Below are 23345 nucleotides of genomic sequence, written 5' to 3'. Positions count from 1 at the left end.
ATGCGGAAGCATAGATCTTCAGGAGTTTATTATGAATGAATTTCTAAAATGGTTTTTTGAATTTATTTCGGAAATGCTGAAAGGCTATTCGGAAATAGTCCGCGGCATAGGTCATGGAATAAAACAGATCTTCAATATAAAGAACTATATCGAAATATTCAAGCAGCATTCCACAAATTACGGTGCGCTGAGCTGGGTGCTTTCCATAATCGCCATAATCATAGTCATAGCTGTATATGTACTGCTGATACTTATGATAATACTCGGCATAAGAAAGTATGTAAGGTTCCGTCATTCCATAGTAAGCAATGAGGATCTGCTTGAAGAGATATCAGAGCTTCAGCGAAAGGTACTGAAAATGACCAAGGAGAAGGACGAGATAATGGCTATGAAGGTCTCACAGATGGGACTTCCCGCGGGCTCATCGGCTCTTTCTCTTGCGGACGGAAGCATGGCTGCCGGTGGTGAGGGCGGCGAGGCTGCACCTGCTGTTGTTGAGAGCGGTGTTGTACAGACTACAGAGCAGAGATTTTCAAAGCTCATCGAAGTCGATGCTTTTTACAAGGAATATACTCCGCCTGAGTATGACAATGATATAGACCTTGCAGGCATATGCGACAATTTCCGCAATTTCGCCTGCTCGAGAATGCATCTTTATTATGAGCCAAAGGTAATATGGCTCTTCCTTGCGGGTATGGCTTCTACGAAGCTTATTATCCTTCAGGGTATATCAGGTACAGGTAAAACATCACTTCCGTACTCCTTCGGTAAGTTCTTACAGGTGGATACCACTATCGCTTCCGTACAGCCTTCATGGCGTGACAGAACGGAGCTTTTCGGTTACTTCAACGAATTCACCAAGAACTTCAACGAAACGGAAGTCCTCAAGAGAATATATTCATCGGGCTATAACAACGATGTAAACCTTATCCTTCTCGATGAGATGAACATCGCCCGTGTCGAGTATTACTTCGCAGAGATGCTCTCAATCCTCGAAATGCCTAACGCTGACGAGTGGGAGCTGGATATCGTACCAAATGTATGGAGCACCGACCCTGTAAATCTTGACAAGGGCAAGATACGTATCCCTCAGAATATCTGGTACATAGGTACAGCGAATAACGATGACTCTACATTCGCTATATCGGATAAGGTTTACGACCGTGCTCAGCCTATAAATCTTGACTCGAAGGGCGTTGCATTTGACGCACCCGATACGCCGCCTATGAATCTGGGCTTTGATCATCTTGACAAGCTGTTCAGGGAAGCCTTTGACAAGTATCCCATATCACAGGAAAACCTCAAGAAGATACAGCAGCTTGACCTCTGGGTAATCGAAAAGCTGAGAGTTGCTTTCGGTAACCGTATCCTCAAGCAGATGAACCTTTTTGTTCCTGTGTATGTTGCCTGCGGCGGTGACGAGCTTGACGGCATAGACTACATTCTTGCTACAAAGATATTCAGAAAATTTGAATCTCTCAACCTTGCGATGCTGAGAGAGGAACTGCGCGAATTATGCGTATATATGACAAAAACCTTCGGTAAAAATAAAATGAACGAATCTATAGCTTATCTCGAAAGACTACAGAAGCTGTTCTGATACGGAAGAGCAGGTGAGAGCAAGTGAACGGCTTATACAGCAACTGGTACCATGAGTTTGAAGAGATCATGGAACTGTTCGGCAGCGATGAGTTATATGGTACACTTGGTTCTCTCCTCGAAGCGAGCCGTAACAATTTTGCCTTCAACAAGAAGATAATGGAAAAGGCGATAGATGTTTCGTGGGTAGAGGCTATTGAAAATGGTCTTGTTCATCTTGACAATTTTCTCAGAAATCCCCGGCGTACCATAGAGGACGTTGAGGAGATAGTACCCATAGCACTGTCGCGTAAGACGACCATAGAATCTGTCAAGCATCTTGCACAGCATACAGACCTGATACAGAGCGTTGACAGAAAAACGGGAAAGATAACTCCCTCAAAGATACTCAATGTGCATAAGGAAGAAAGCCTTATGACATATGAGAACAGGTTCATCAATACCCTTGTGGACAGGCTTTACATCTTCATATCAAGAAGATACGAAAAGCTTGCCGAGGTATCAAAGGACGAAGAGGTTTTCACACTCGGATATGATACAGTCATTGATGATGCCAAAGGCAGTAGAATGAAGATAGACGTAAAGATAGAGACGGTTGACAGTCTTGATTCTTATGATGCCAACGGCTATACCGTATGGCAGAGAGTTGAAAAGCTTAAAACAGCTATCGAGGGCTATAAAGGCTCGGAGCTTTGCAGGACTCTCGGAAACAGCTTCATAAGACCGCCTGTAATGCGTACAAACGCCATTATGAAAAATGTCGACCTGAAAGCCTGCCTTACACTTTGGCAGTACATAGAGAGCTATGACAAGGTCGGCTATGAGATAAACATACAGAATAAGGCTGTAGCACCTCAGAAGGAATACGTTGATGATTTCTACAAGCTCATAGTGCTTAACCTGCTGTTGTTCCGTTCGTACATGAACAACGACAACGAGGCAAAGCTAAAGGAGCTGAGAACACAGACCTCAAAGCCTATAGCTCCGAAATTTTTGAAGAAATTCGATAAGGAGCTGGCTGCGGATTACAGTGTTTCGTCAGAGACTGTTGCAGGATATATCGCCTCAGATGCCGAATTCCGAATGGAGAAGAGGCTGCCTCCCGACCTTAATCTCATGTTTGAGCAGATAACGGAATGTATCAACATCGAGACTGCGTATATGGCAGAGCTTGAAAAGCTCAGGCAGGAAGAGGAGAAACGCCGTCAGGAGGAAGAAGAACGGCTCAGAGAACAGCAGCGCATCGAGGAAGCAAGACGCGCAGAGCTGGAGCGTATCCGCCTCGAAAAGGAAGAAGAGGAACGAAAGCTTCAGGAAATGCTGGCAAAGAAACGTGCCGAGCAGGAAGCCGAGGAACGGGAACGTCAGCGGCTTGAAGAGGAAAGACTTGCCCGTCTGGAAGAGATGCGTAAAAGGGAAGAAGAAGCGCGTCTCAAACGAGAGGAAGAAGAACGTATTGCTGCCGAGCGTGAGCGCATCAGGCAGAATAAGGAAATGGCACGTGCCGAGCTGGGAGAGGCTGAGGGACTTGATGAAGAGGCTCTCAATAATGCTCCCGATGAAGCCGAGCTTGAAAAACAGGCGTACAACGAAGTCACCGAAGATGAGGTCGAAGAGGTCAAGGCTGAAATGGTCGAGTCTGAGGAGCAGGGTGAATTTGAAGACCCGAGAGCCGTTGCAGCCCGTAAGAAACTTGAACAGCAGAGGCTTGAAAAGGAACGAGCCGAGGCAGAGCGTGCACAGCGTCTCAAGGCTGAAAGACAGCACTTTGAAAGCAAGCCTTTCAGGGAGATATACCGCGAATATTCGTGGAATCCCATATATGTTATCATACGCCTCATAAGGCATATACTGGCTGTGGTATTCGGAATCATACCCGAGGATACCGATAATCCGCGCTATAAACAGCTCCTTGCGGAAAAGGAGCAGAAGAAACAGCAAAAGGAGCAGGAAAAGCAGGAACGTCAGCAGATGGAAGTGTACTACAAAAAGTACGGTCAGGATTTCAAGTACCGTTTCAGACGCTTTATCGCTGATGTGAAGTTCAAGCGGAAAAAAGCTCGCGAAATGAAGAACAAGCCTCGTCCTGCATATACTCCGCCTGTAAGGACTCCCGAGGAGCAGAAGGCTATCGACATGGAAATGAAGCGTCTCTACAAGGAGTACCGCGTAAGTCTTGTCGAGAAAGTCCGCAGGTCACTTGCATATCGCAAAAATGAGAAGGCAGAGCTGGAAAAAGCTATCCGCGAGAGCGAAGCAAGCATTGATGCTTCGGAGATCACTGAAGCCAAGACCGAGGATAATTCCTCAAAGATCGCAAATATCATAGTTACGGTCATTACTGCTATAGCCCTTGTTTTCGTTATATACGTAATGATATGCTCGGCTCACGGAAAAGCTGTGAATGTATTCGGTAAAAGTGTGCTGAAGGTCGTTACCGGAAGCATGGAACCCTCTATCCGCGTGGGAGATTATATCATCGTTGAAAAGACGGATACCGACGCTCTTGAGGAGGGAGATATAATCACCTTCTATTCCGATCAGGACGATGTAAGGGATAAGCTTGTAACTCACAGAATAATCGGTAAAAATACCGACGGCAGCTATATCACAAAAGGCGACGCAAATCCAACAGAGGACAGAGTCCCCGCAAGACAGGAGCGTATAGTCGGAAAATATACCCGTAAGTCAAGATTTTTCATATGGGTGAATTCCTTTGTGAATCTGAAAAAGCTTCTGCTTATTCTGGTCGTTATCCCTATGACATGGATAGCACTTTATGAAGTTCGGTCATTGATGAAATTGGGAAGAGAGGCTGCCGAAAACAACAGAGAGGAAGCCGACAGAAAGCGTCAGGCTGCCATAAGAGAAGCTATTGAAAGAGAAAAACGCCGTCTCGAAGAGACCGGATATGATCCCGAAAACGAGGTGAAGCTGAGTGAACCAAGAGAAACTGATGAAGAGGAGAATGATTAGAGCGATCATACTTTTCATTATCACTTTTATAGCTCTTCTCGTGTTCATAGCTTTGTATATTGATGAGACAAAGCGCGTTCAGGAGACTTACCGCAAGCAGTATAAAGTAAATCTCACAAAGGTCATTGAGGATATAGACTCTTACAAGAATGGCGAGGGGGATCACGAGCTGAGATATATGCGTATAGTAAGCGATATGAGTGGTGCAAATTCCTTTGCTTTTCTCATTGAGGGCTTTGATGACAAACAGATAATCATAAACGAGCTTACGACCTGCACTATGAAGTATCCCGAACAGATGAAAGAGACACTTGACGATATGAGACAGGCTCTCAGTGATATCGTTGACGATATGGACAAGGGATATGAAGAAGCAGAGGCAGTAGTAAACTCCATAGACAAGAAAGGCTATTGATGCAGGGAGGTTTCAGCATGGGCGAGAAAAGAAAGCTAAAAAAAGAGATAAAGCTCTGCATGAGTACGATCAAGGAGATCGAAAGAAAGCGTTCGCGTTCTCAGTCGGCACTTGTACAGGCTATCCTGCTTCAGGAGCAGCCTGACGAAACAGATGTAGAGTGGTTCAATAAGTATACAGGAGAGATAACAGCTTGTCGTAATCATATGATAGAGCTGCAAAAGAAGCTCAAGTCTCTCGGTTAAGTAAAAAATAACGGACATTATCCTTGTGTGATAGTGTCCGTTTTTTAGCTGCAATTGTTATATGATTAGACGCGTAATATAAAAATAATCGTCAAATTAGGTTGACAAATATACCATAAAATGTTATAATTTATATGAGTTTTCCGCTTAACTCAATATTTCAGGAGGAGAAAATGAAAAACATTCTTACTAAAACAAACAAGACTATATTAAGCATCTTTTTTGCACTTATCGTAATGGTCGGAATATTCACAGTAATGCCTGACAGAGCATTAAAAGCAAAAGCATACTCTTCAAGTACATATACATGCTCATGCGAAGGCGGAACATATTATGTATCACAGTATGATGCAACAAGTTACAGTGGTTATTATTCATGGATCACTGTTTCCAAGGTAGTAAACGGCTATTACAAAGTTACTGTAAAGCCTGATACTACTGTAAAAACATACAACACATTCAGAACAGGTTATATTTACTTCAAGAACAGTAAGGGAAACATTGTTCATTCCTTATACGTTAAACAGTATCAGCCGTATATTGGTACAAATTCAACATATCTTTACCTTTCAAAGGCTGCAACTTCATATGCAAACTTTACTGTTTATTCCACATGTGCATACACAATTGAGTATCCATCAAATCTTATTGTAAAGACATTATCAGGTGCATTAGTTCGTTCAGGATCAACTCTTGGCAATAACAGCACTAACGGATTACAAAAGTATGATTACTTAAAGGTATATCCAGCCAAAGCAAATAACGGAAAGACTAACCTGAACTATACGATCAAACTGAAAAAAGCAGGTAGTTATATAGTTGCAAAGACAATCAACGTAACACACAGATACTATTGATTGATAAACTGTTCAATTAAACAATAACATAATTACTGGGGCGGAATTCTCGTAAGACATAAATATTATTTAATCCAAAAGTAAGTTTATATCTTTAATAAAAGGCTGTTTTTTACAGCCTTTTATTTTTTATGGAAATACAGTTTTCAATGTTTGAAATTCCCTGCAATTGAACTTCTGTGATCCGAGGCAGTCCCGAGATATTAGTGCATAGTTAGTAGAGAGTAGTGAGTAGTAGGGACGAGTTCCGCTCACCTGTGTATGCCTTACGATGCAAATAACATGAACGTACTGTTGGGACGCGCATTGCGCGCCCGCAAACATACACATCAATCCGACACGGACGATCAAAGTAGTGCATGTTCTGCGTACCGCGCAAAAAATAAAAACGCCTCACAAAAGTGAGACGCAATAAAGGCTGCGCGGCAGTATCACAGTACCGGAAAGACTGCCGTAAGCGAAAGCAGAATTGAAATTCTGAAAGAAAAGAGCGAGCTTGCGAGCGCCAACGTGGCAGCGGTCAAGCTGGCTCAGCTTGTGGTGGAGGCGAGGGGAATTGAAAAAGTAGAAGCACTTTTAGTGGCTTTTGCTAAATTGCGAAAATGGCTGTATTTCGCGGTATTTTACGATTTCGCTTTTAGCAGCTTCAAGTGTTTTTTGGCAGCTTTTGGTACAAATAAGTGGTAAACAAGTGGTTGGAATGCGTTTTTTCCTGAAAAAACGAATCCGAATTGACACAATTATCTTCAAATTATTGTATGCCAAAACTGACTTTTTGTCACGAAAATCTATCTGCGAACATTACGATTATTTATAATACTCAGCATACCACTGAGCGAATTTTTTCAGTCCTTCACGGATACCGATCATAGGACGGAAACCGTAGTCATCTTCCAGAGCTTTGCTGTCAGCATAAGTCACAGGAACATCTCCTGGCTGCATTCCCACAAGCTCTCTGTGTTCTTCGAAGTCGTAGTCGGATGGAAGAACACCTGCGTTCACAAGCTCCTCCTGCAATGTGCTTATGTAGTCAAGCAGGTTCTCGGGAGTACCGCCGCCGATGTTATACACTGCATAAGGCGGAAGGGGAAGACCGTCCTTGCCGTTCTGCTTCTCCGGAGCTCCTTGCATTACACGATAAACTCCTTCAACAATATCATCAATATAGGTGAAATCACGTTTGCAGTTACCATAGTTGAAGATCTTGATAGTTCCGTCTTTGGCTAATGTGTTAGTAGCGGAATAATAGAACATATCGGGTCTGCCCGCCGGACCGTATACTGTGAAGAAACGCAGACCAGTAGACGGTATGTTGTAGAGCTTTGAATAAGCATGAGCAATAAGCTCGTCCGACTTCTTTGTTGCTGCATAGAGCGATACAGGATTGTCGACCTTATCGTCTACACTGAACGGCACTTTCTTATTGCCACCGTAAACAGAAGAACTACTTGCGTAGATTAAATGCTTTACAGGGTGACGGCGACAGCATTCAAGGATATTGTAAAAGCCTATGATGTTTGACTCAATGTACACATCAGGGTGGTCGATAGAGTAGCGAACACCTGCCTGTGCAGCTAAGTTGACCACAACGTCAAAGTGATATTCAGCAAACAGCTTCTCTATCAGTGCCTTATCGCCAATTGAGCCTTGAACGAATATGTGTCTGACAGAGGAGACCTCTGCTGCTTTTTCAATCAGCGAAAGACGATATTCCTTCAGTGCCGGATCATAGTAATCGTTCATGTTATCAAGGCTCACAACTGTGCCGGAGGACATTTCTTTCAGCAGTCTCAGCACAAGGTTTGCACCGATAAATCCGGGAGAACCGGTCACAAGTATCGTCTTGCCGCTCAAGTCAATTCTTTCTTTGCTCATATCTTAATCCCTTCTGAACAGATCTCTTGTATATACCTTTTCTTCAACATCATCGAGAACAGAATCGTAGCGGTTAGCAACGATGCAGCCGCACTTCTTCTTGAACTTCTTCAGATCATTCACAACGAGTGAACCGAAGAAGGTGCTGCCGTTTTCAAGTGTCGGCTCATAGATAATAACTGTAGCGCCCTTTGCTTTGATACGCTTCATGACGCCCTGAATAGAGGACTGACGGAAGTTGTCGGAATTTGATTTCATTGTGAGTCTGTACACGCCCACAACAACTTCCTTCTGCTTGCTTTCCTGCTCTGCAGAGTAATCAGCACTGTTGCCGTAAGTACCTGCGATCTCCATGATACGGTCAGCGATGAAGTCCTTTCTGGTTCTATTGGACTCAACAATAGCAGACATCATGTTCTGAGGAACATTCTGATAGTTGGCAAGCAGCTGCTTTGTATCCTTTGGCAGGCAGTAGCCGCCGTAGCCGAAGGACGGGTTGTTATAATAGTCGCCGATACGGGGATCAAGACAGATACCTCTGATGATGTTTGCAGTTTTAAGTCCCTTGACCTCTGCATAGGTATCCAGCTCATTGAAGTAGCTGACACGAAGTGCAAGATATGTATTGGCGAACAGCTTAACTGCTTCTGCCTCTGTAGTTGCCATGAAGAGGGTATCAATATTGGGCTTGATAGCACCTTGCTGTAAAAGTGCAGCGAACTCCTCGGCAGCCTTCATGTTGGCTTCATCAGAACCAACGATGATACGGCTCGGATAGAGATTGTCGTAGAGAGCCTTGGATTCACGAAGAAACTCAGGGCTGAAAATGATATTGTCCATGCCCATCTTCTCACGAACCTGAGCTGTGTATCCAACAGGGATAGTGGACTTGATGACAATCGTAGGCTTATTCTTCTTTTTAACGGTTACATTCTTTATGAGGGAAAGAACTGCTTCAACAGCGGAGCAGTCAAAGAAGTTGGTCTTGGGATCATAGTTCGTAGGTGCAGCAACGATGATGAAATCAGCGCCCTTGTAGGCGGATTCGCCGTCTGTTGTAGCTTTGAGGGAAAGCTGGCGCTTTTCATGCTCTGCAAGGTACTGCTCGATGAAGTCATCCTGAATCGGAGACTGCCAGTTATTCAGTTTCTCGACCTTCTCCGGCACAATGTCAACTGCGGTAACATCGTTGTGCTGAGAAAGCAGAACTGCGAGGGAAAGTCCTACATAACCTGTTCCTGCGACAGCTATCTTCTTGCGTTCAACAAGAGCAGCATCAACTACATCATCTTCAAGAACATCAGCATTGTTAAAACCAAGGACAGTGCTGAGTGCAAGGAGCTGATCCACAGACGGTGTGTAGTCCTCGCTTTCCAGTCTGGAAATAATCGAACGGTTTATGCCTGTTTTTTCAGACAGTACGACTTGTGACATCTTGATTGCCTTTCTTCTGCTTATAACAGTTTCGGCAAGCAGCTTCAATGATAAGTGCTTCATAATTACCTCCTATAGCAAATGTTGCTATTGGCAACATAAATGTTTTGAATATGATAATATTATTATAACAGGTGTTATAGCAGATGTCAATATCGATGTTGCTGAATATAAACTCATAAAATCAAACTCACTTGTGTATTGTGCTATTGATGTTGCTGATAGTAACACCTGTTAAATTGAACACTAATCTTCAGCCGAATCTCTTCGGCAGTCATTACATATAAAGGTTATCATATTGTCATTTCATATTTATAATCTGATGCGCAATTATTGGTGAATTCTAATTATCTGGGCTGAGTAGCTGCTCAGCTGACTATGATTTTACTATGGATTTTTTATGTTGCTGATCTATTATTTCTCTTTTGTAGTTTTGAACAACAAATCCAGTTTTTATATCATGGATAATATGTGATTATATAAATTTTGTCTAAAAATTAATTGCTAAAAATAATTTATGATTTACATAATGTAATAATTGGAACTGGTAATACAAATAATAAAAAATCTTAAAAATAATATATAAATCGCGGAAAATTTTAAGCTTTCATTTGTTAATAGCAACAATATTGACTTCCATATATTGACATAATGTATAAGAATATGATATAATCCTACATATTAAAAAACATGATATATTTGTTACAACCAGTTGACTTTCGGTCAGATAATAATGCGCAAAAAGCGCCTATTCTTCTGTGCAAAGAAAAAATTGAAATTGAATGCTTTAGTAAATCAGGATACCATAAAACCAACCAGTTTTCAATGAACTAATTTATGGAGTGCCAATCCGTGGGCATGGGGCTGTCAACGGAAAAATTGGCATCTTGCGTTCGTAAACAAATTTTATCAATGTTTTATAAAGGGTGTTTATATGAGTAGTATGCTTTTTTCAGGAGTAGGTCATAATGGAGTAACTTTATCGGAAAATATAGTAAAAGGCTTTGAACACCGGGAGAATTCTGCTTATGCGTGCAAGTTCTATTTTTAAGCCGGATTGTAATTAAATGCAGGCTATTTTGCCTGTTTTTGCTTTTTATACGATGTTTTTGACTAAAACACCTGGCTGGTTGATATAAACTGCTATATTGATGGCAGCTGATATGAGCTTGCTAAGAATCACGGTATGTAAGGGGCATACTGTTGATTATTAAAACCTCTTTATAAAGTATTTCAAAGACCAAATATTTTTTGGTTTTTATAAGTCATATTATTAATCTACTTTAAATCTTTATAATCTTTTTAGGGGGAGTGTTTATGAAAAACTTACTAATCATTGGTGCCGGACAGTATGGTATGGTCGCCAGAGAAATCGCTGAATCCATGAAGTGCTTTGAGCGTATTGATTATGTCGATGATGTATATCCGTCTGCTGTCGGAAAGATATGTGATATTGATAAGCTGATTCATGAATACGATTCAGCGGTCGTTGCTATTGGTAATTCGGAACTTCGGGTGAACCTGATAAAAAGATTATGCAATATCGGATATGAAGTACCTACTCTTATTCATGAGAAGGCATATGTCAGTCCTTCAGCAAAAATTGGCAAGGGCTGCTTTATTGAGCCTATGGCTGTTATTCATACTGCAGTTGATGTCGAGACGGGATGTATAATATCCGCAGGATTTATATTGAATCACAACAGTGTTGTTCATTATGGATGCCATATCAACTGCGGCTCTGTTGTAAAGGCAAGAGCTGAGATCAAGGCAGGTACAAGGACTGGCTACAATGAAGTATGTGATACCGAGAAGGTTGAACATGTTAAACAGCATGAGAAATTACCTGTTGCCGTATAAAAAGCAGTCAGTGTAATATGTGTAGGACATGGTAATGATATAGCAAGGCTACTGAATCAAAAATACTTAGGGTGAGGTAAGAGATTGTGAAAGAACAGACTAAGAAAAATCTGAAAACAGCAGCTACGGTAACCGGTTTGGCTTTAGGTGCTACATATCTTGTTATGCGTCATATCGCTAAGAAGCAGTATCCCGATTCTGTATATGCTAATCAGCCGGAAGAACAAAATCCTGTAGAAGGTAAAAAAGTAGTATTCGTTGAGGACATCAACGATCCTATGAACGCTGACGGAAAGCAGGGACATCTTGAAGCTGTGGAGGACATCACACATATCCCGACTTTCTATGAGGGTTATATCAAGCGAGGAATTGATATTGCCCTTTCGTTCTGCGGACTTGTAGTCCTCTCCCCCGTGTATGCAGCTACTGCCCTGGCTATCAAAAAAGACGATCCGGGTCCGGTATTCTTTAAGCAGAAGCGAGTAGCTCAGAACAAAGGCTATTTTGAACTTGTGAAATTCAGGAGCATGAGCGTGAATACACCGAAGGATGTACCGACGCATATGCTTCAGAACGGTGGTATCACCAAGGTAGGAGCATTTATCAGAAAGACCAGCATCGATGAGCTTCCTCAGCTCTGGAATATATTCCGAGGAAATATGAGCATTATCGGTCCAAGGCCTGCTCTCTGGAATCAGGACTACCTGACAGCCGAGAGAGACAAGTATGGCGCTAACGATGTTAAGCCTGGACTTACAGGACTTGCTCAAATCAGTGGTAGAGATGAGTTGGAGATACCAGAAAAGGCTAAACTTGATGGAGTTTATGCGAAGGCGTTAAAAAGTGGAAGTGTTTCTGGCTTTCTTATGGATGTTAAGATGTTCTTTGGATCAATCACGTCAGTGCTTAAGAGTAAAGGTGTAGTTGAAGGCGGAACAGGTACTATAGCAAAAGAAATTGAAAAGGCTAATAACATAAGTGGTATGGTTGATGAGGATATAAAAGCTGAATTATGAAGAAGATTTTAATCACAGGTGCTGGTAGTTACATCGGCACCTCGTTTGAAGAATATATGAAGCAGTGGCCTGAGAAATATCAGATAGACACTTTGGATATGATAGGTGATGGCTGGATGAAGTATGACTTCTCTGGCTATGATACTGTTTATCATGTGGCTGGTATTGCCCATTCAGATAATGGCAAAATCAGTAAGGAGAAAGCAAAACTTTATTATGAGGTAAACACAAAGCTGACCATCAGAACAGCTATGAAGGCGAAGAAATCTGGTGTAAAGCAGTTTATTTTCATGTCATCGGCTATAGTTTACGGTGACAGTGCCCCTATCGGCAAAATGAAAATGATAACCAAGGAAACTCCGGTCAAGCCTGCCAACTGCTATGGTGATAGTAAGGTTAGGGCTGAAAGAGGTCTCAAGAAGCTTGAAGACGAGAACTTCAAGGTCGTTATCCTTCGCCCTCCGATGATTTACGGCAAGGGCAGCAAGGGCAACTATCCGCTGATGTCTAGGCTTGCCCAGAAGATGCCTATATTCCCTTATGTCGATAACTGCCGTTCCATGCTATATATTGAGAATCTCATGGAATTTGTGAGACTCATGATTGAGAATGAGGAACGAGGTACGTTCTGGCCACAAAATGCTGAGTTCAGCAATACTAGTGAGCTTGTTAAGATGATTGCTGCGGAACATTGCAATAGGATTATTTTAGTCAAGGGCTGTACTTTCCTACTGAAGGTTGCTGGTATGGCTACTGGACTCGTTGATAAGGCGTTCGGTAATTTGGCCTATGATCAGTCTTTAAGTGAATATAAAGAAAACTACAGAGTTGTGAATTTGAGACGCTCTATCATGTTAACAGAGGATGTGGCTAAATAAATGAGTAATAGAAAGAAAAGAGTGTTGTTTCTTGTTAATCATGAAGTAGTAATCTATAATTTTCGATTGGAAATCGTAGAACGCTTATTAAATGATGGTCATGAAGTGCATATTTCGTCTACATACGGTGAGCGGATAGACGAACTCGTTGCGTTAGGTGCGAAGTTCCATGAAATTGTGATCAGCAGACATGGCATGAATCCAGTGTCTGAGATTAATCTTTTAAGAGACTATAAGAAACTTCTTAAAGAGGTTAAGCCTGATATTGTCCTTGGTTTCACGATCAAGCCTAATATCTATGGTGCTATGGCTGCAAAACAGCTCGGCATCCCGTTTGTAGCAAATATTACTGGCCTTGGAACAGCGGTTGAGAATGGTGGCTGGAAGCAGAAGGTATTCCTAACTCTTTACAGAAATGCTTTTTCAGATATTCAGTGCGTATTTTTCCAGAATACTGAGAACAGACAATTGTTTATCGATAATAAGATTGCTATGGGCAAACACAAGATGCTCCCTGGCTCAGGTGTAAATCTTGATAGATTTCCCGTTAGAGAGTATCCTTCTGATGAGGATGGCATTGTTAGATTCGCATTTATTAGTCGTATTATGAAAGAAAAAGGTGTTGATTACTATCTTGCGGCTGCCAAAGCTGTTAAGAAAAAGTATCCGAATTCTGAGTTCCATGTATGTGGTTTTTGCGAAGCCGAGTACGAAGGAAAACTGAATGAATATAACGAAAACGGAACAGTTATCTATCACGGAATGATTCATGATGTGGCTGATTTCTTAGAGAATATTCACTGTGTTATCCATCCTACATATTATCCTGAAGGATTAAGTAATGTTCTTTTGGAAGCCAGCGCTTCTGGCAGACCAATTATCACTACGGACAGATCTGGTTGTCGAGAAGTTATTGATGATGGCGTCAATGGATATATGATACCATGTCGTAACGGTAAAAAGCTAATTGAAGTAATTGATAAATTTATGAAACTTTCTAATGATGAGAGAAAAAAGATGGGATTAGCTGGAAGAGATAAGGTTCAGAGGGAATTTGACCGGCAGATTGTCGTTCAAAAATATGTTGATGAGGTTGAGAAGGTTTGAATAAATATGTAAGAGCAGCGGTTTGTGTGCCCTGTGGAATGATGAAAATAATATGGACTAAAATATGCCACCCATCTTCGTTCTCAGGTCCAATTATCAGCTTAATATCGCCTTTGACAGAGATTACTATGGACAGAGGCGCAAAGTTAAAGATTGGCAAGAGATTTAAGATGCGAGATGGTGCAAAAATAAGAGTTCGTAAGGGCGCTATTTGCATTATTGGTAATAATAGTTCCATCAATTGCAATAATATGATTGCTTGTCGAGAACGAGTTGAGATTGGTAATGATGTGATGTTAAGTCCAAATGTTCAGATATATGACCACGATCATGATTTTAGAGCCACTGACGGATTGAAGTCTGGTAAATATAAAACTACGCCTGTTAAGATTGGTAATAATGTTTGGATTGGAGCCAATACAGTAATATTAAGAGGAACAGAGATTGGCGATAATTGTGTTATAGGTGCCGGTTGCATTGTGAAAGGTAAGTATAAAGAAGGCTCTGTTATTATTCAGAAGAGAAATGAAGAAGTAAAATGAAATGAGATGATTATTTGTGTCTAAAACAATTGTTTATATAGGTGGATTTGAATTGCCTGATAAAAATGCGGCTGCACATAGAGTTTTAAGTAACGGCAAAGCATTTAGGAAATTAGGGTACAATGTAGTTTATATTGATGCAAGTAAAGAGAAGAACATATCTAATAATATTCTCAAAACTAAAAAAAATTATTTCGGATTTGATACATATTCTGTTCCATATCCTAATGGAGCAAAAGCATGGCTACACTATTTAACAGACATAAAATCTTTTGTAAAAGTAATTGAAAAACAACATGAAGTTTGCATGGTGATTCTGTATAATTTTCAAGCCATTGCAATGAGAAGGATGATGAGTTATTGTAAGCGTAACAGAATAAAGTGTTGTGCAGATGTAACTGAATGGAGATCGGCAAAGGGAGAAAGACTGGTTTATAGAATTCTTAAGGATAGCGATACTTGGTATCGAATGAAAATGCTGCATAAGAAGCTTGATGGGCTAATTGTTATAAGCACATATTTGAAGAAGTATTACTCAAATAAACAAAATGTTGTGCTCGTACCAACGCTTGTTGATTCATCTGAAGAAAAGTGGAATAATCCGCACAAAAAAACGAAAGATACACTTAGGCTTGTTTATGCTGGCAATCCTGGATTAAAGGATCGACTAGATATTTTAATTTCAGCTTTGTCAAAAGTTGATAGATCTTATGTTTTGGACATCGTTGGTGTAACAAAAGAACAGTTTTTACATTATTTTCCAGATTATAAAAATACTATAAATAGAAAAAAGAATATTATTTTTCATGGAAGAGTATCTCATCAAGAGGCTTTGGAGTATGTGAAAAAGGCAAATTATAGTTGCTTTTTCAGAGAAAACGACAGAGTGAGCAATTCAGGTTTCCCTACTAAGCTTGCAGAAGCGTTGACATGTGGAACGCCTGTGCTTACAAATGATACTAGCGATATAGCTAAATATATTAATGATAGTAATGGAGTTTTGGTAGCAAATTGTTCTATACATAGTCTGACTGAAGCTATTGAAACAATGCCTTTTTTTAAAAATGTTGAATTAGAGATGTTTGATTATCACAAATATCTAACTACAATAGAATCTTTTTTAAGATTGAATACTTAAAATATGGAATGTTTGCGTTTGGCGTAGTTAAATATATTAATTTTTGCTTGTTCTAATTTAACGAAATCATATATTGAATAAATAATATAGAAAGGTCTTATTATGGGTAATTCATTTAGCGAAAACAAAGTATCTATAATAGTGCCGATTTATAATGTCGGCGAATATCTTACAGCATGTATTGAAAGTATTCTTTCCCAAGACTATATAAACACAGAAGTAATATTAGTAGATGATGGTTCTTCTGACAATAGCTCTGAAATATGTGATAATTATGCGGCATTACATTCAAATATTGTCGTAATTCACAAGATGAATGGTGGGGTATCATCAGCGCGGAATATGGGGCTTGATAACGCAACAGGTGATTATATTACATTTGTTGACGGAGATGACACCATTTCAAAAAATGCTATCAGTATAATGATAAAAGAAATTGAAACACATAGAGCGGATATATGCGTGTTTCCTAAAATTAGAATTGGTAATAAAATAGTTACAGCTTGGAATATTAATAAAGGACTTTACTCAAATTACGAATGTATAGATTTTTTAGCAAATCAGAATTTTCCAACTTCATTGTGGTGTTGTATATACAAAAAGAGTATTATTAATAATCAGAGATTAAGTATCTCAATACATCATCTTGAAGATTTAGAGTTTCAATTTAGATTATTATGTAAAGCAAAAAATGTATATGTTAGTGACAGTGTTGTTAATAATTACGTACAACGTCCAGGTAGTGCAAACACAAGCGGTATTACGGATAAACTAATGTCATGCTTAAAAGTTGAGAAAACGATAAAATCGTATGTGGCAAAAGATAGAAGACTAAAGTCGGAATATGTTGGGCTTATAAGGTTTAGATTAGTAATGACTATATGTTCAAAGTATATTCAGAGTAACGGTAGTGATAAAAAATTAGAAAAGTTTTTTATAAAAACAGCACGTTCGTCATTTTGGGATGTGATAAAATGCCGTAATAAAAAAATAAAAATACAATGTATTCTGGTTTCTGCTTTGTTTAAACCATATGTACATATGTATAGAATGAAACATCATTTTGGGAGTGTGTAAAGTGTTATACTATGTTGGAACATATTATTCTGATTTAATTGAAGAACGAAAGCCAATGGGATCGAGAGCTGAGAATTATAAAATGGAATATATAATATCAGCAATAAAAAAAGCAGGTTTGTCCCTTAAAGTTATTTCTGCAATAGGGTATCAAAAAAATGGCTTTTTTGGAAATAAAAAATGTATCATTGATAAAAAAGAAGAACATATATATCTAGGTAATTTTTCTTCTCAAAAAAGAGGGTTAAGTAAGTTTGGTGTAATAACTAGACTTGTAGTTCTGTTTTTTTATTTACTATTTAATGCTGGCAGCAATGATACTGTTTTAATATATAATACACCTATATTTTCCTTACCTATAAGGATTGCAAAAAGAATAAAAAAATTTGAAGCAATTGTTCAAATAGAAGAATTATTCTATTATGAAAAGAATAATAAAAGATCTGTTAAATTTGAAAAGGCAGAGAAAAAGTTGATAAAAATGGCTTCAAAATATATTGTTGCAAATGATATTATTCATAAAAAATTATGTAATAATGGCAAAAAGGGAATAATTGCGTATGGGCCTTATTTTGTTCCAATAAAACGAACAGATCGATTTGAAGATGGCCGTTATCATATAGTTTATGGTGGTGGTTATGATTACTTAAGAAGAGTAGACTTAGCTGTTAAGGCCATGGATTATTTAGATGATTCATATTATTTAGATATATTTGCTTTTGGAGATTCTAAAGCAATGTGTCAATTAAAAGAATTAGTTGATATTACGAATAAGAAATATAAATCAAATAGGATAACTATGCACGATCCGCTATCTGGAGATGATTATACTACTTTTTTACAAAAGTGCCATATAGGTTTGAATTTACAGGAAGCTGGTAGTGATTTTGATGAAATGGCTTTTCCATCAAAAATTTCAACGTATCTTGGCTGTGGACTGAATGTTGTATCAAGTAGTTTAAAAAGTATCCGTAGTTCTCGCTTAGATTCGATAATAACATATTATGATCATACTGATGAGGTATCCATTGCTGAGGCTATAAGAAAATGTACTATCAAAGATTACGATGATATCGTCTCAATTATGCATGATCTTGATAAGAAATTTGTTAAGTCATTAATGTGTTTGCTTGACAGCAATAGTAATTGATTGAAAGTAACGTATCATGATATTTTATTTTTTGAAAACAATGCTATTGAAAAATTATTGCTGTCTCAATTAAATTTTAAATCGCTTTTATACCTAATTCATTATAATATCAATTTTCATTGTTTTTGATTTTTCCTGTGAAAATGGATTCAATATTAATGATATGGGAGATGATGAAATTAACTATGTCTATTGCTTTGTTCAATGTTATATGTTTGTTTTTTATTGTATTTATTTCAAAAGCTGTTGAAGAAAAAAATTTAAAGAGCAGTTTAAATGTTTGTAAAGAAAATAATTTAATTACTCAAGAAGGGAACGACTCAAAAATTCTAATAATATGTTTTGGAATCATTTTATTTGTTGAAATGGCTTTTAGAGGAGATTCAACAGTTGATACTATTCAAAATTTTGATAGTTTTCATAATTATTTTTATTTCGAAAGTGATCTCCTTGTGAATCTACAGGAATATTGGAATAATGAATTTGGGTTTCGTTATATTGGATATTTAGTTAAAAAATATTTTAACAATTATCTGCTTTTTTCAAGCATAACATCATTTATTATTGCGTCTTCTTATTCAATATTTATAAAGAAGTATTCAAAGTGTAAATGGATGTCTATGTTAGTTTTACTATGTAGTGGGAGTTTTTACGCGGGATTTAATTTGCATAAGCAAATAATAGCGGCTGGATTGTTTGCTCTGTGCTTTAGTTTAATTATAAAGGGAAAGTTTAAGACTTATTTATTATGTGTATTAGGAATTTCATTATTTCACTTTTCAGCAATTGTGCTTTTGCCAGTTTATTTCTTTTTACGATTAAGAATTCGTAATAAAACTAATCTATTAGTGAGTGTTACTATATTTCTTATATTGATTTTTTTGTTTACCCCAATTATTAACTCATTTGTTGGAAGCGTTTTGTTTCCTGAATACATGGAAGAGGGGGCATACCGAATGAATGAAGGTGCACCATTATTTACATTAATTAAATTGATAGTATTACCTCTTTATGTACTCTTGAATCTAAATACAATTGACTTCAATGATGATAAAGATAGAATATGTGTTAATGGATGTATCGCTTGTTTAGTAGTAGCTATTGCTTCATCTCGTATTTATATGTTACAAAGATATACTAATTATTTTATTCCATACATAATGATTAGTTATGCTACAATACTGTCTAAGTACAAAGGAAAAATAAGAAGGACAAAAGCAGTTGAAATGTGTTTCTTATTAATTCTATCAAATATCAATCCCATTATTCATTATGATTATTACTTTTTTTGGAATAATCAATTTAGGGACTTTATTGGGTCTTAAAGCTTTATAGATACCAATGATTTAGAGGAAAACAAGAATAATTAGGAGTTATATTATGAAAAAAAAAATAATAGTTGAAGTGAATCTGGGAAATTATGGAAGCACGGGAAATATTATGAAAGGCATTTCTGATGAAGCTGAAAAAAAAGGATATGTAGTGTATCAGGCTTATCCTCAAAATGCTCAAAACTTACCAGCCCAAAAGCAAGATATAGTAATTTGCCCATCTTGGTATTTAAAAATAACGAGATCATTGGCGATGTATACAGGATATAACGGATGCTTTTCTATATTAGCTACCCTTCTTTTTTTGAGAAAAGTAAAAAAAGTAAATCCTTCGGCGTTTCATTTTCATAATTTACATGATAGTTATATCAACCTCCCATTACTTTTCCGATATATTAAAAAGCATAAAATACCAGTTATATGGACTCTTCATGATTGTTGGGCTTTTACTGGACGTTGTCCGCATTTTGTGTCTATTCCTTGTTACAAATGGAAAGGAGCTGGATGCAGTAGCTGCCCACAACTAAATACTTATCCCATTACTAAAAGAGATAGGTCGAAATATTTATGGGAACACAAAAAGCATTGGTTTACTAAAATTGATAATTTACAGATAATAACACCATCCCAATGGCTTGCAGATTTTGTGAAACAATCATTTTTGAAGGATTATCCGATATCGGTTATCAATAATGGAATAGATTTAAATATATTTAGACCAACAAAAAGTGACTTTAGGCAAAACAATTCACTAGAATCAAAATATATTATTCTTGGTGTGGCCTATGGATGGGGGAAAAAAAAGGGGCTTGATGTTTTTATTGAATTATCTAAAAGATTAGATAATAGATTTCAAATAGTACTGGTTGGTACAAATAAAGAAATCGATAAAATTATTCCAAATGATATTATTTCGATTCATAATACACATGATCAGCACGAACTTGCAGAATTATACTCTGTGGCTGATTTGTTTGTTAATCCTTCAAGAGAAGAAAATTATCCAACTGTAAATATGGAAGCAATTGCATGTGGCACGCCAGTATTAACGTTTAGGACTGGTGGAAGTCCTGAGATAGTTGATGATAAAACAGGATATGTAGTAGATATTGATGATATTGATGAAATGGAAAAACAAATTGTTCGTATTTGTACAAATAAAACATTTACATTAGAGGATTGTTTGAAGCGTTCAAAAGCATTTGATAAGTATCTTAAATATCAAGAGTATATTGATCTATATGAATAATAAGGAGTTAATATGAACCATTTTTTGAGAATTGCAAAAATTTCCCCTTTTATTTCAACTGCAAATGCTGGGGATTATATAATTAACGATTATTGTGATAAAATCTTGATTGATTTATTTGGAGATTATCAAGGAATTTGCCTCCCCTCAAGAGAGAAAGTATCACAAGTTGGGGGACAAGCGATTTTATCATCGGATTATACTTTTGTTTGTGGTACCAATTTACTTTCTTCGAATATGCTTCGTTATAAGCAATGGGAAGTCGATTTGAGAACGCCTTATAGAATCGCTTTTTCTAATATTCCAAAGCGAAAACTTTATGATTTAAAAAAAATCACTAATAACTTGTCAAAGATTAACATTATTCTTCTTGGAGTTGGATGGTGGAGTTATCAAAGTCGTCCTACATTATATACACAATTAGTGTTAAGGCAATTATTAGATAAAAAATTTATTCATTCTGTTAGAGATTCATATACCGAACGCAAACTCAAGGAGATTGGTATTAATAATGTAATTAACACTGCATGTCCAACAATGTGGAGGTTAACTCCTGATTTTTGTTTGGATATACCCTCAAAAAGGTCTAATAATGTTGTTACTACAATAACTGATTATCGTAAGAATCGAGAAAGAGATAAAAAGTTCCTTGAAATTCTATTATCTTCATATGATAATGTATATTTATGGCTTCAATCATATGAAGATATTTCATATCTTGAAAGTCTTGGCTATTATAATCGTGTCAAAATAATTGCACCGTCTTTAAAATCTTATGATGAATTTTTGACGACACATGATACAGATTATATTGGTACAAGATTGCATGGCGGAATAAGAGCGTTGAACTTTAAAAAACGTTCATGTATCATTGAGGTTGATAATCGTGCCTTAGAAATAGCTAAAGATACAAATTTACCCATCATACATTCCAATAATATTGAGTTGGAATTAAAAAAATGGATTAATTCTGAACAACCTACTTCCATTACAATTCCATTAAATAATATAGAAAAATGGAAATCTCAGTTTAGAGGTAACAATAATGGCCGAGAGTAGAACAAAAAAAGCTTCAAGAAATGTTTTGGTAGGTGTATTAAGCAAACTTATAGTAATGCTTTTGGCTTTTATTACTAAAACAATTTTTATCAGGCAACTAGGTGTTGAATATAACGGTGTAAATGGCTTATATAGCAATATTTTAGCAGTATTAGCTTTATCTGAACTTGGAGTTGGCAATGTATTAAATTATTCACTATACTCTGCATTGCGAAATAACAATACGGAGAAGGTAAAATCTTTGGTTGTATATTTTAAAAAAATATACTATGGAATAGCATTTGCTATTAGTGTGATAGGACTGGCGCTAGTTCCGTTTCTTAAATATATAATCAATAGTGAATTACCATTAGACAAACTGATACTCTATTATTTGCTGTTTCTTACAAATTCTGTGGTATCTTATTTTGTGATCTATAAAACTACTGTTATAAATGCTGACCAAAACAATTATATTAGTAGTATTTGTGATATAGTGACCACTATTTGTGTGTATTCAACAGAAATTATCTATTTATTAGTATGTAAGGAATTCATAGGCTACTTGATAATCCAAGTTGTATTTACGATATTAAGGAATATCATGATGAATTGTATTACAAATCGGAAATATCCATATTTAAAGCATCTTAAGTCTAATACAGTTAGTTTGGAAAGTGATGATAAGAGAAAAATAGTCGATAATATCAAATCTACTTTTCTATATAAAATAGCGGCTGTAATTCTTAATAATACTGATAATATACTTATTTCTATTCTTGTTGGAACAGTATTTGTAGGATATTATTCAAACTATTATCTGATAGTTACTTATATAATGAATTTTGTGAATATTTTTATTATAGGTATCACCGCAAGTTTAGGAAGTTTGAACTCAGAAAAAGATATGGAAGCTTCTTATAAAATGTTTAATATATTATGCTTGATTTTCACCTTTTTTGGTACTGTGTTCGTTTGCTGTCTAATTAATTGTTTTCAGCCATTTATAACAATTTGGATTGGGCAAGAACATGTTATGAATTATAGTTGGGTTATTGTTATAACATTAAACATGTTTCTTGCGACTATTATGAATCCCGTTTGGTTGTTTAGAGAAACAATGGGTTTGTTTAAACAGGTTAGATTTATTTTATTGATTACTGCGGGGCTTAATATCGTTTTTTCAATTATTCTTGGTAAACTATTTGGTGTGCCGGGTATATTAGCGGCAACATTTATTGCTAAACTTGTCAGTCAGTATTGGTATGAACCTAAAATATTGTTCTCAAAATTTCAAAAACCTGTTTACTTATTTTATACTAATCAAATAAAACAGGTTGTGGTAATGATAGTTGCTGCTGGTGTTTCTATGTTTATATGCAAATTTATAGGAGATAGTTTAATATGTGTTATATTACGCGCAATTGTATCTGCTTTTATAGGTTTCCTATTTGTACTACTTTTTAATTATAAAAGTGATTCTATGAATCAATTAACAAATAAGTACTTTAGACCGATGACAAGAAAAATTACAAGTAAATTGAAAGGAGTAAGATAA

At 37.1% G+C, this 23345-nt stretch carries 19 protein-coding genes; 17 read left to right on the top strand and 2 right to left on the bottom strand.

What is annotated here, in order from left to right; all coding sequences use genetic code 11:
• Positions 1-31: 31 nt before the first annotated feature.
• The 5 genes from L870_RS0111015 (at position 32) to L870_RS0110995 (ending at position 6092) form a co-directional block, all read left to right on the top strand.
• The gene (locus L870_RS0111015; protein WP_028518191.1) at positions 32-1600 is read left to right on the top strand and encodes a hypothetical protein; all 1569 of its coding nucleotides are present in this window, start codon (positions 32-34) and stop codon (positions 1598-1600) included.
• Between the two features lie 23 nt (positions 1601-1623).
• The gene (locus tag L870_RS0111010) at positions 1624-4575 is read left to right on the top strand and encodes a signal peptidase I (protein WP_028518190.1); all 2952 of its coding nucleotides are present in this window, start codon (positions 1624-1626) and stop codon (positions 4573-4575) included.
• Positions 4556-4990, top strand: a complete 435-nt coding sequence (locus L870_RS0111005) for a hypothetical protein (protein WP_242836504.1) — start codon at positions 4556-4558, stop codon at positions 4988-4990. Before L870_RS0111010 ends, L870_RS0111005 begins: the two co-directional genes overlap by 20 nt.
• Before the next feature lie 17 nt (positions 4991-5007).
• Entirely contained in the window at positions 5008-5235 is a 228-nt protein-coding gene (locus L870_RS0111000; protein ID WP_028518188.1) for a hypothetical protein, read from the top strand.
• 173 nt (positions 5236-5408) lie between these two features.
• Complete coding sequence (locus L870_RS0110995) at positions 5409-6092, top strand: hypothetical protein (RefSeq protein ID WP_028518187.1); 684 nt, start codon at positions 5409-5411, stop codon at positions 6090-6092.
• 807 nt (positions 6093-6899) lie between these two features.
• On the opposite strand, the gene L870_RS0110985 is transcribed toward L870_RS0110995, so the two are convergent.
• Together L870_RS0110985 and L870_RS0110980 are read right to left on the bottom strand one after the other, a co-directional pair.
• The gene (locus L870_RS0110985) at positions 6900-7967 is read right to left on the bottom strand and encodes an NAD-dependent epimerase/dehydratase family protein (RefSeq protein ID WP_028518186.1); all 1068 of its coding nucleotides are present in this window, start codon (positions 7965-7967) and stop codon (positions 6900-6902) included.
• A 3-nt stretch (positions 7968-7970) separates the two neighbouring features.
• A complete protein-coding gene (locus L870_RS0110980; protein WP_028518185.1) occupies positions 7971-9464 on the bottom strand; it encodes a nucleotide sugar dehydrogenase in 1494 nt (497 codons plus the stop codon).
• A gap of 1254 nt (positions 9465-10718) precedes the next feature.
• Between L870_RS0110980 and L870_RS17370 the strand changes: the two genes are divergently transcribed.
• From L870_RS17370 to L870_RS17355, 12 genes are all read left to right on the top strand, one after another.
• Positions 10719-11261 carry a PglD-related sugar-binding protein gene (locus L870_RS17370; RefSeq protein ID WP_080676426.1) on the top strand — a complete coding sequence of 181 codons (543 nt, stop codon included), beginning with the start codon at positions 10719-10721 and terminating at the stop codon, positions 11259-11261.
• 86 nt (positions 11262-11347) lie between these two features.
• The gene (locus tag L870_RS17365; RefSeq protein ID WP_278244611.1) at positions 11348-12277 is read left to right on the top strand and encodes a sugar transferase; all 930 of its coding nucleotides are present in this window, start codon (positions 11348-11350) and stop codon (positions 12275-12277) included.
• Positions 12274-13155, top strand: coding sequence for an NAD-dependent epimerase/dehydratase family protein (locus L870_RS0110965; RefSeq protein WP_028518184.1), 882 nt, complete (start codon positions 12274-12276; stop codon positions 13153-13155). Before L870_RS17365 ends, L870_RS0110965 begins: the two co-directional genes overlap by 4 nt.
• A complete protein-coding gene (locus L870_RS0110960; RefSeq protein WP_028518183.1) occupies positions 13156-14262 on the top strand; it encodes a glycosyltransferase family 4 protein in 1107 nt (368 codons plus the stop codon).
• A complete protein-coding gene (locus L870_RS0110955; RefSeq protein ID WP_028518182.1) occupies positions 14259-14804 on the top strand; it encodes an acyltransferase in 546 nt (181 codons plus the stop codon). The genes L870_RS0110960 and L870_RS0110955 overlap by 4 nt, the downstream gene beginning before the upstream one ends.
• A 16-nt stretch (positions 14805-14820) precedes the next feature.
• On the top strand, positions 14821-15942 hold the full coding sequence (locus tag L870_RS0110950) for a glycosyltransferase (RefSeq protein ID WP_155250192.1): 1122 nt from the start codon (positions 14821-14823) through the stop codon (positions 15940-15942).
• A 102-nt stretch (positions 15943-16044) separates the two neighbouring features.
• Complete coding sequence (locus tag L870_RS18575; protein ID WP_051411520.1) at positions 16045-17019, top strand: glycosyltransferase family 2 protein; 975 nt, start codon at positions 16045-16047, stop codon at positions 17017-17019.
• 1 nt (position 17020) lies between these two features.
• A complete protein-coding gene (locus L870_RS0110940; RefSeq protein ID WP_028518180.1) occupies positions 17021-18169 on the top strand; it encodes a glycosyltransferase family protein in 1149 nt (382 codons plus the stop codon).
• Between the two features lie 185 nt (positions 18170-18354).
• Positions 18355-19494, top strand: a complete 1140-nt coding sequence (locus L870_RS0110935) for an EpsG family protein (protein WP_162148444.1) — start codon at positions 18355-18357, stop codon at positions 19492-19494.
• Positions 19495-19549: 55 nt separating this feature from the next.
• A complete protein-coding gene (locus L870_RS0110930; protein WP_051411519.1) occupies positions 19550-20749 on the top strand; it encodes a glycosyltransferase in 1200 nt (399 codons plus the stop codon).
• 12 nt (positions 20750-20761) lie between these two features.
• Positions 20762-21808 carry a polysaccharide pyruvyl transferase family protein gene (locus tag L870_RS0110925; protein WP_037272040.1) on the top strand — a complete coding sequence of 349 codons (1047 nt, stop codon included), beginning with the start codon at positions 20762-20764 and terminating at the stop codon, positions 21806-21808.
• Positions 21795-23345, top strand: coding sequence for a lipopolysaccharide biosynthesis protein (locus L870_RS17355; RefSeq protein ID WP_051411518.1), 1551 nt, complete (start codon positions 21795-21797; stop codon positions 23343-23345). Before L870_RS0110925 ends, L870_RS17355 begins: the two co-directional genes overlap by 14 nt.

This window comes from Ruminococcus flavefaciens ATCC 19208, from assembly GCF_000518765.1.
GTDB lineage: Bacteria > Bacillota > Clostridia > Oscillospirales > Ruminococcaceae > Ruminococcus > Ruminococcus flavefaciens.
Note: the sequence above shows the minus strand (reverse complement) of the source record. Positions and strands in the feature narration are given on the sequence as shown.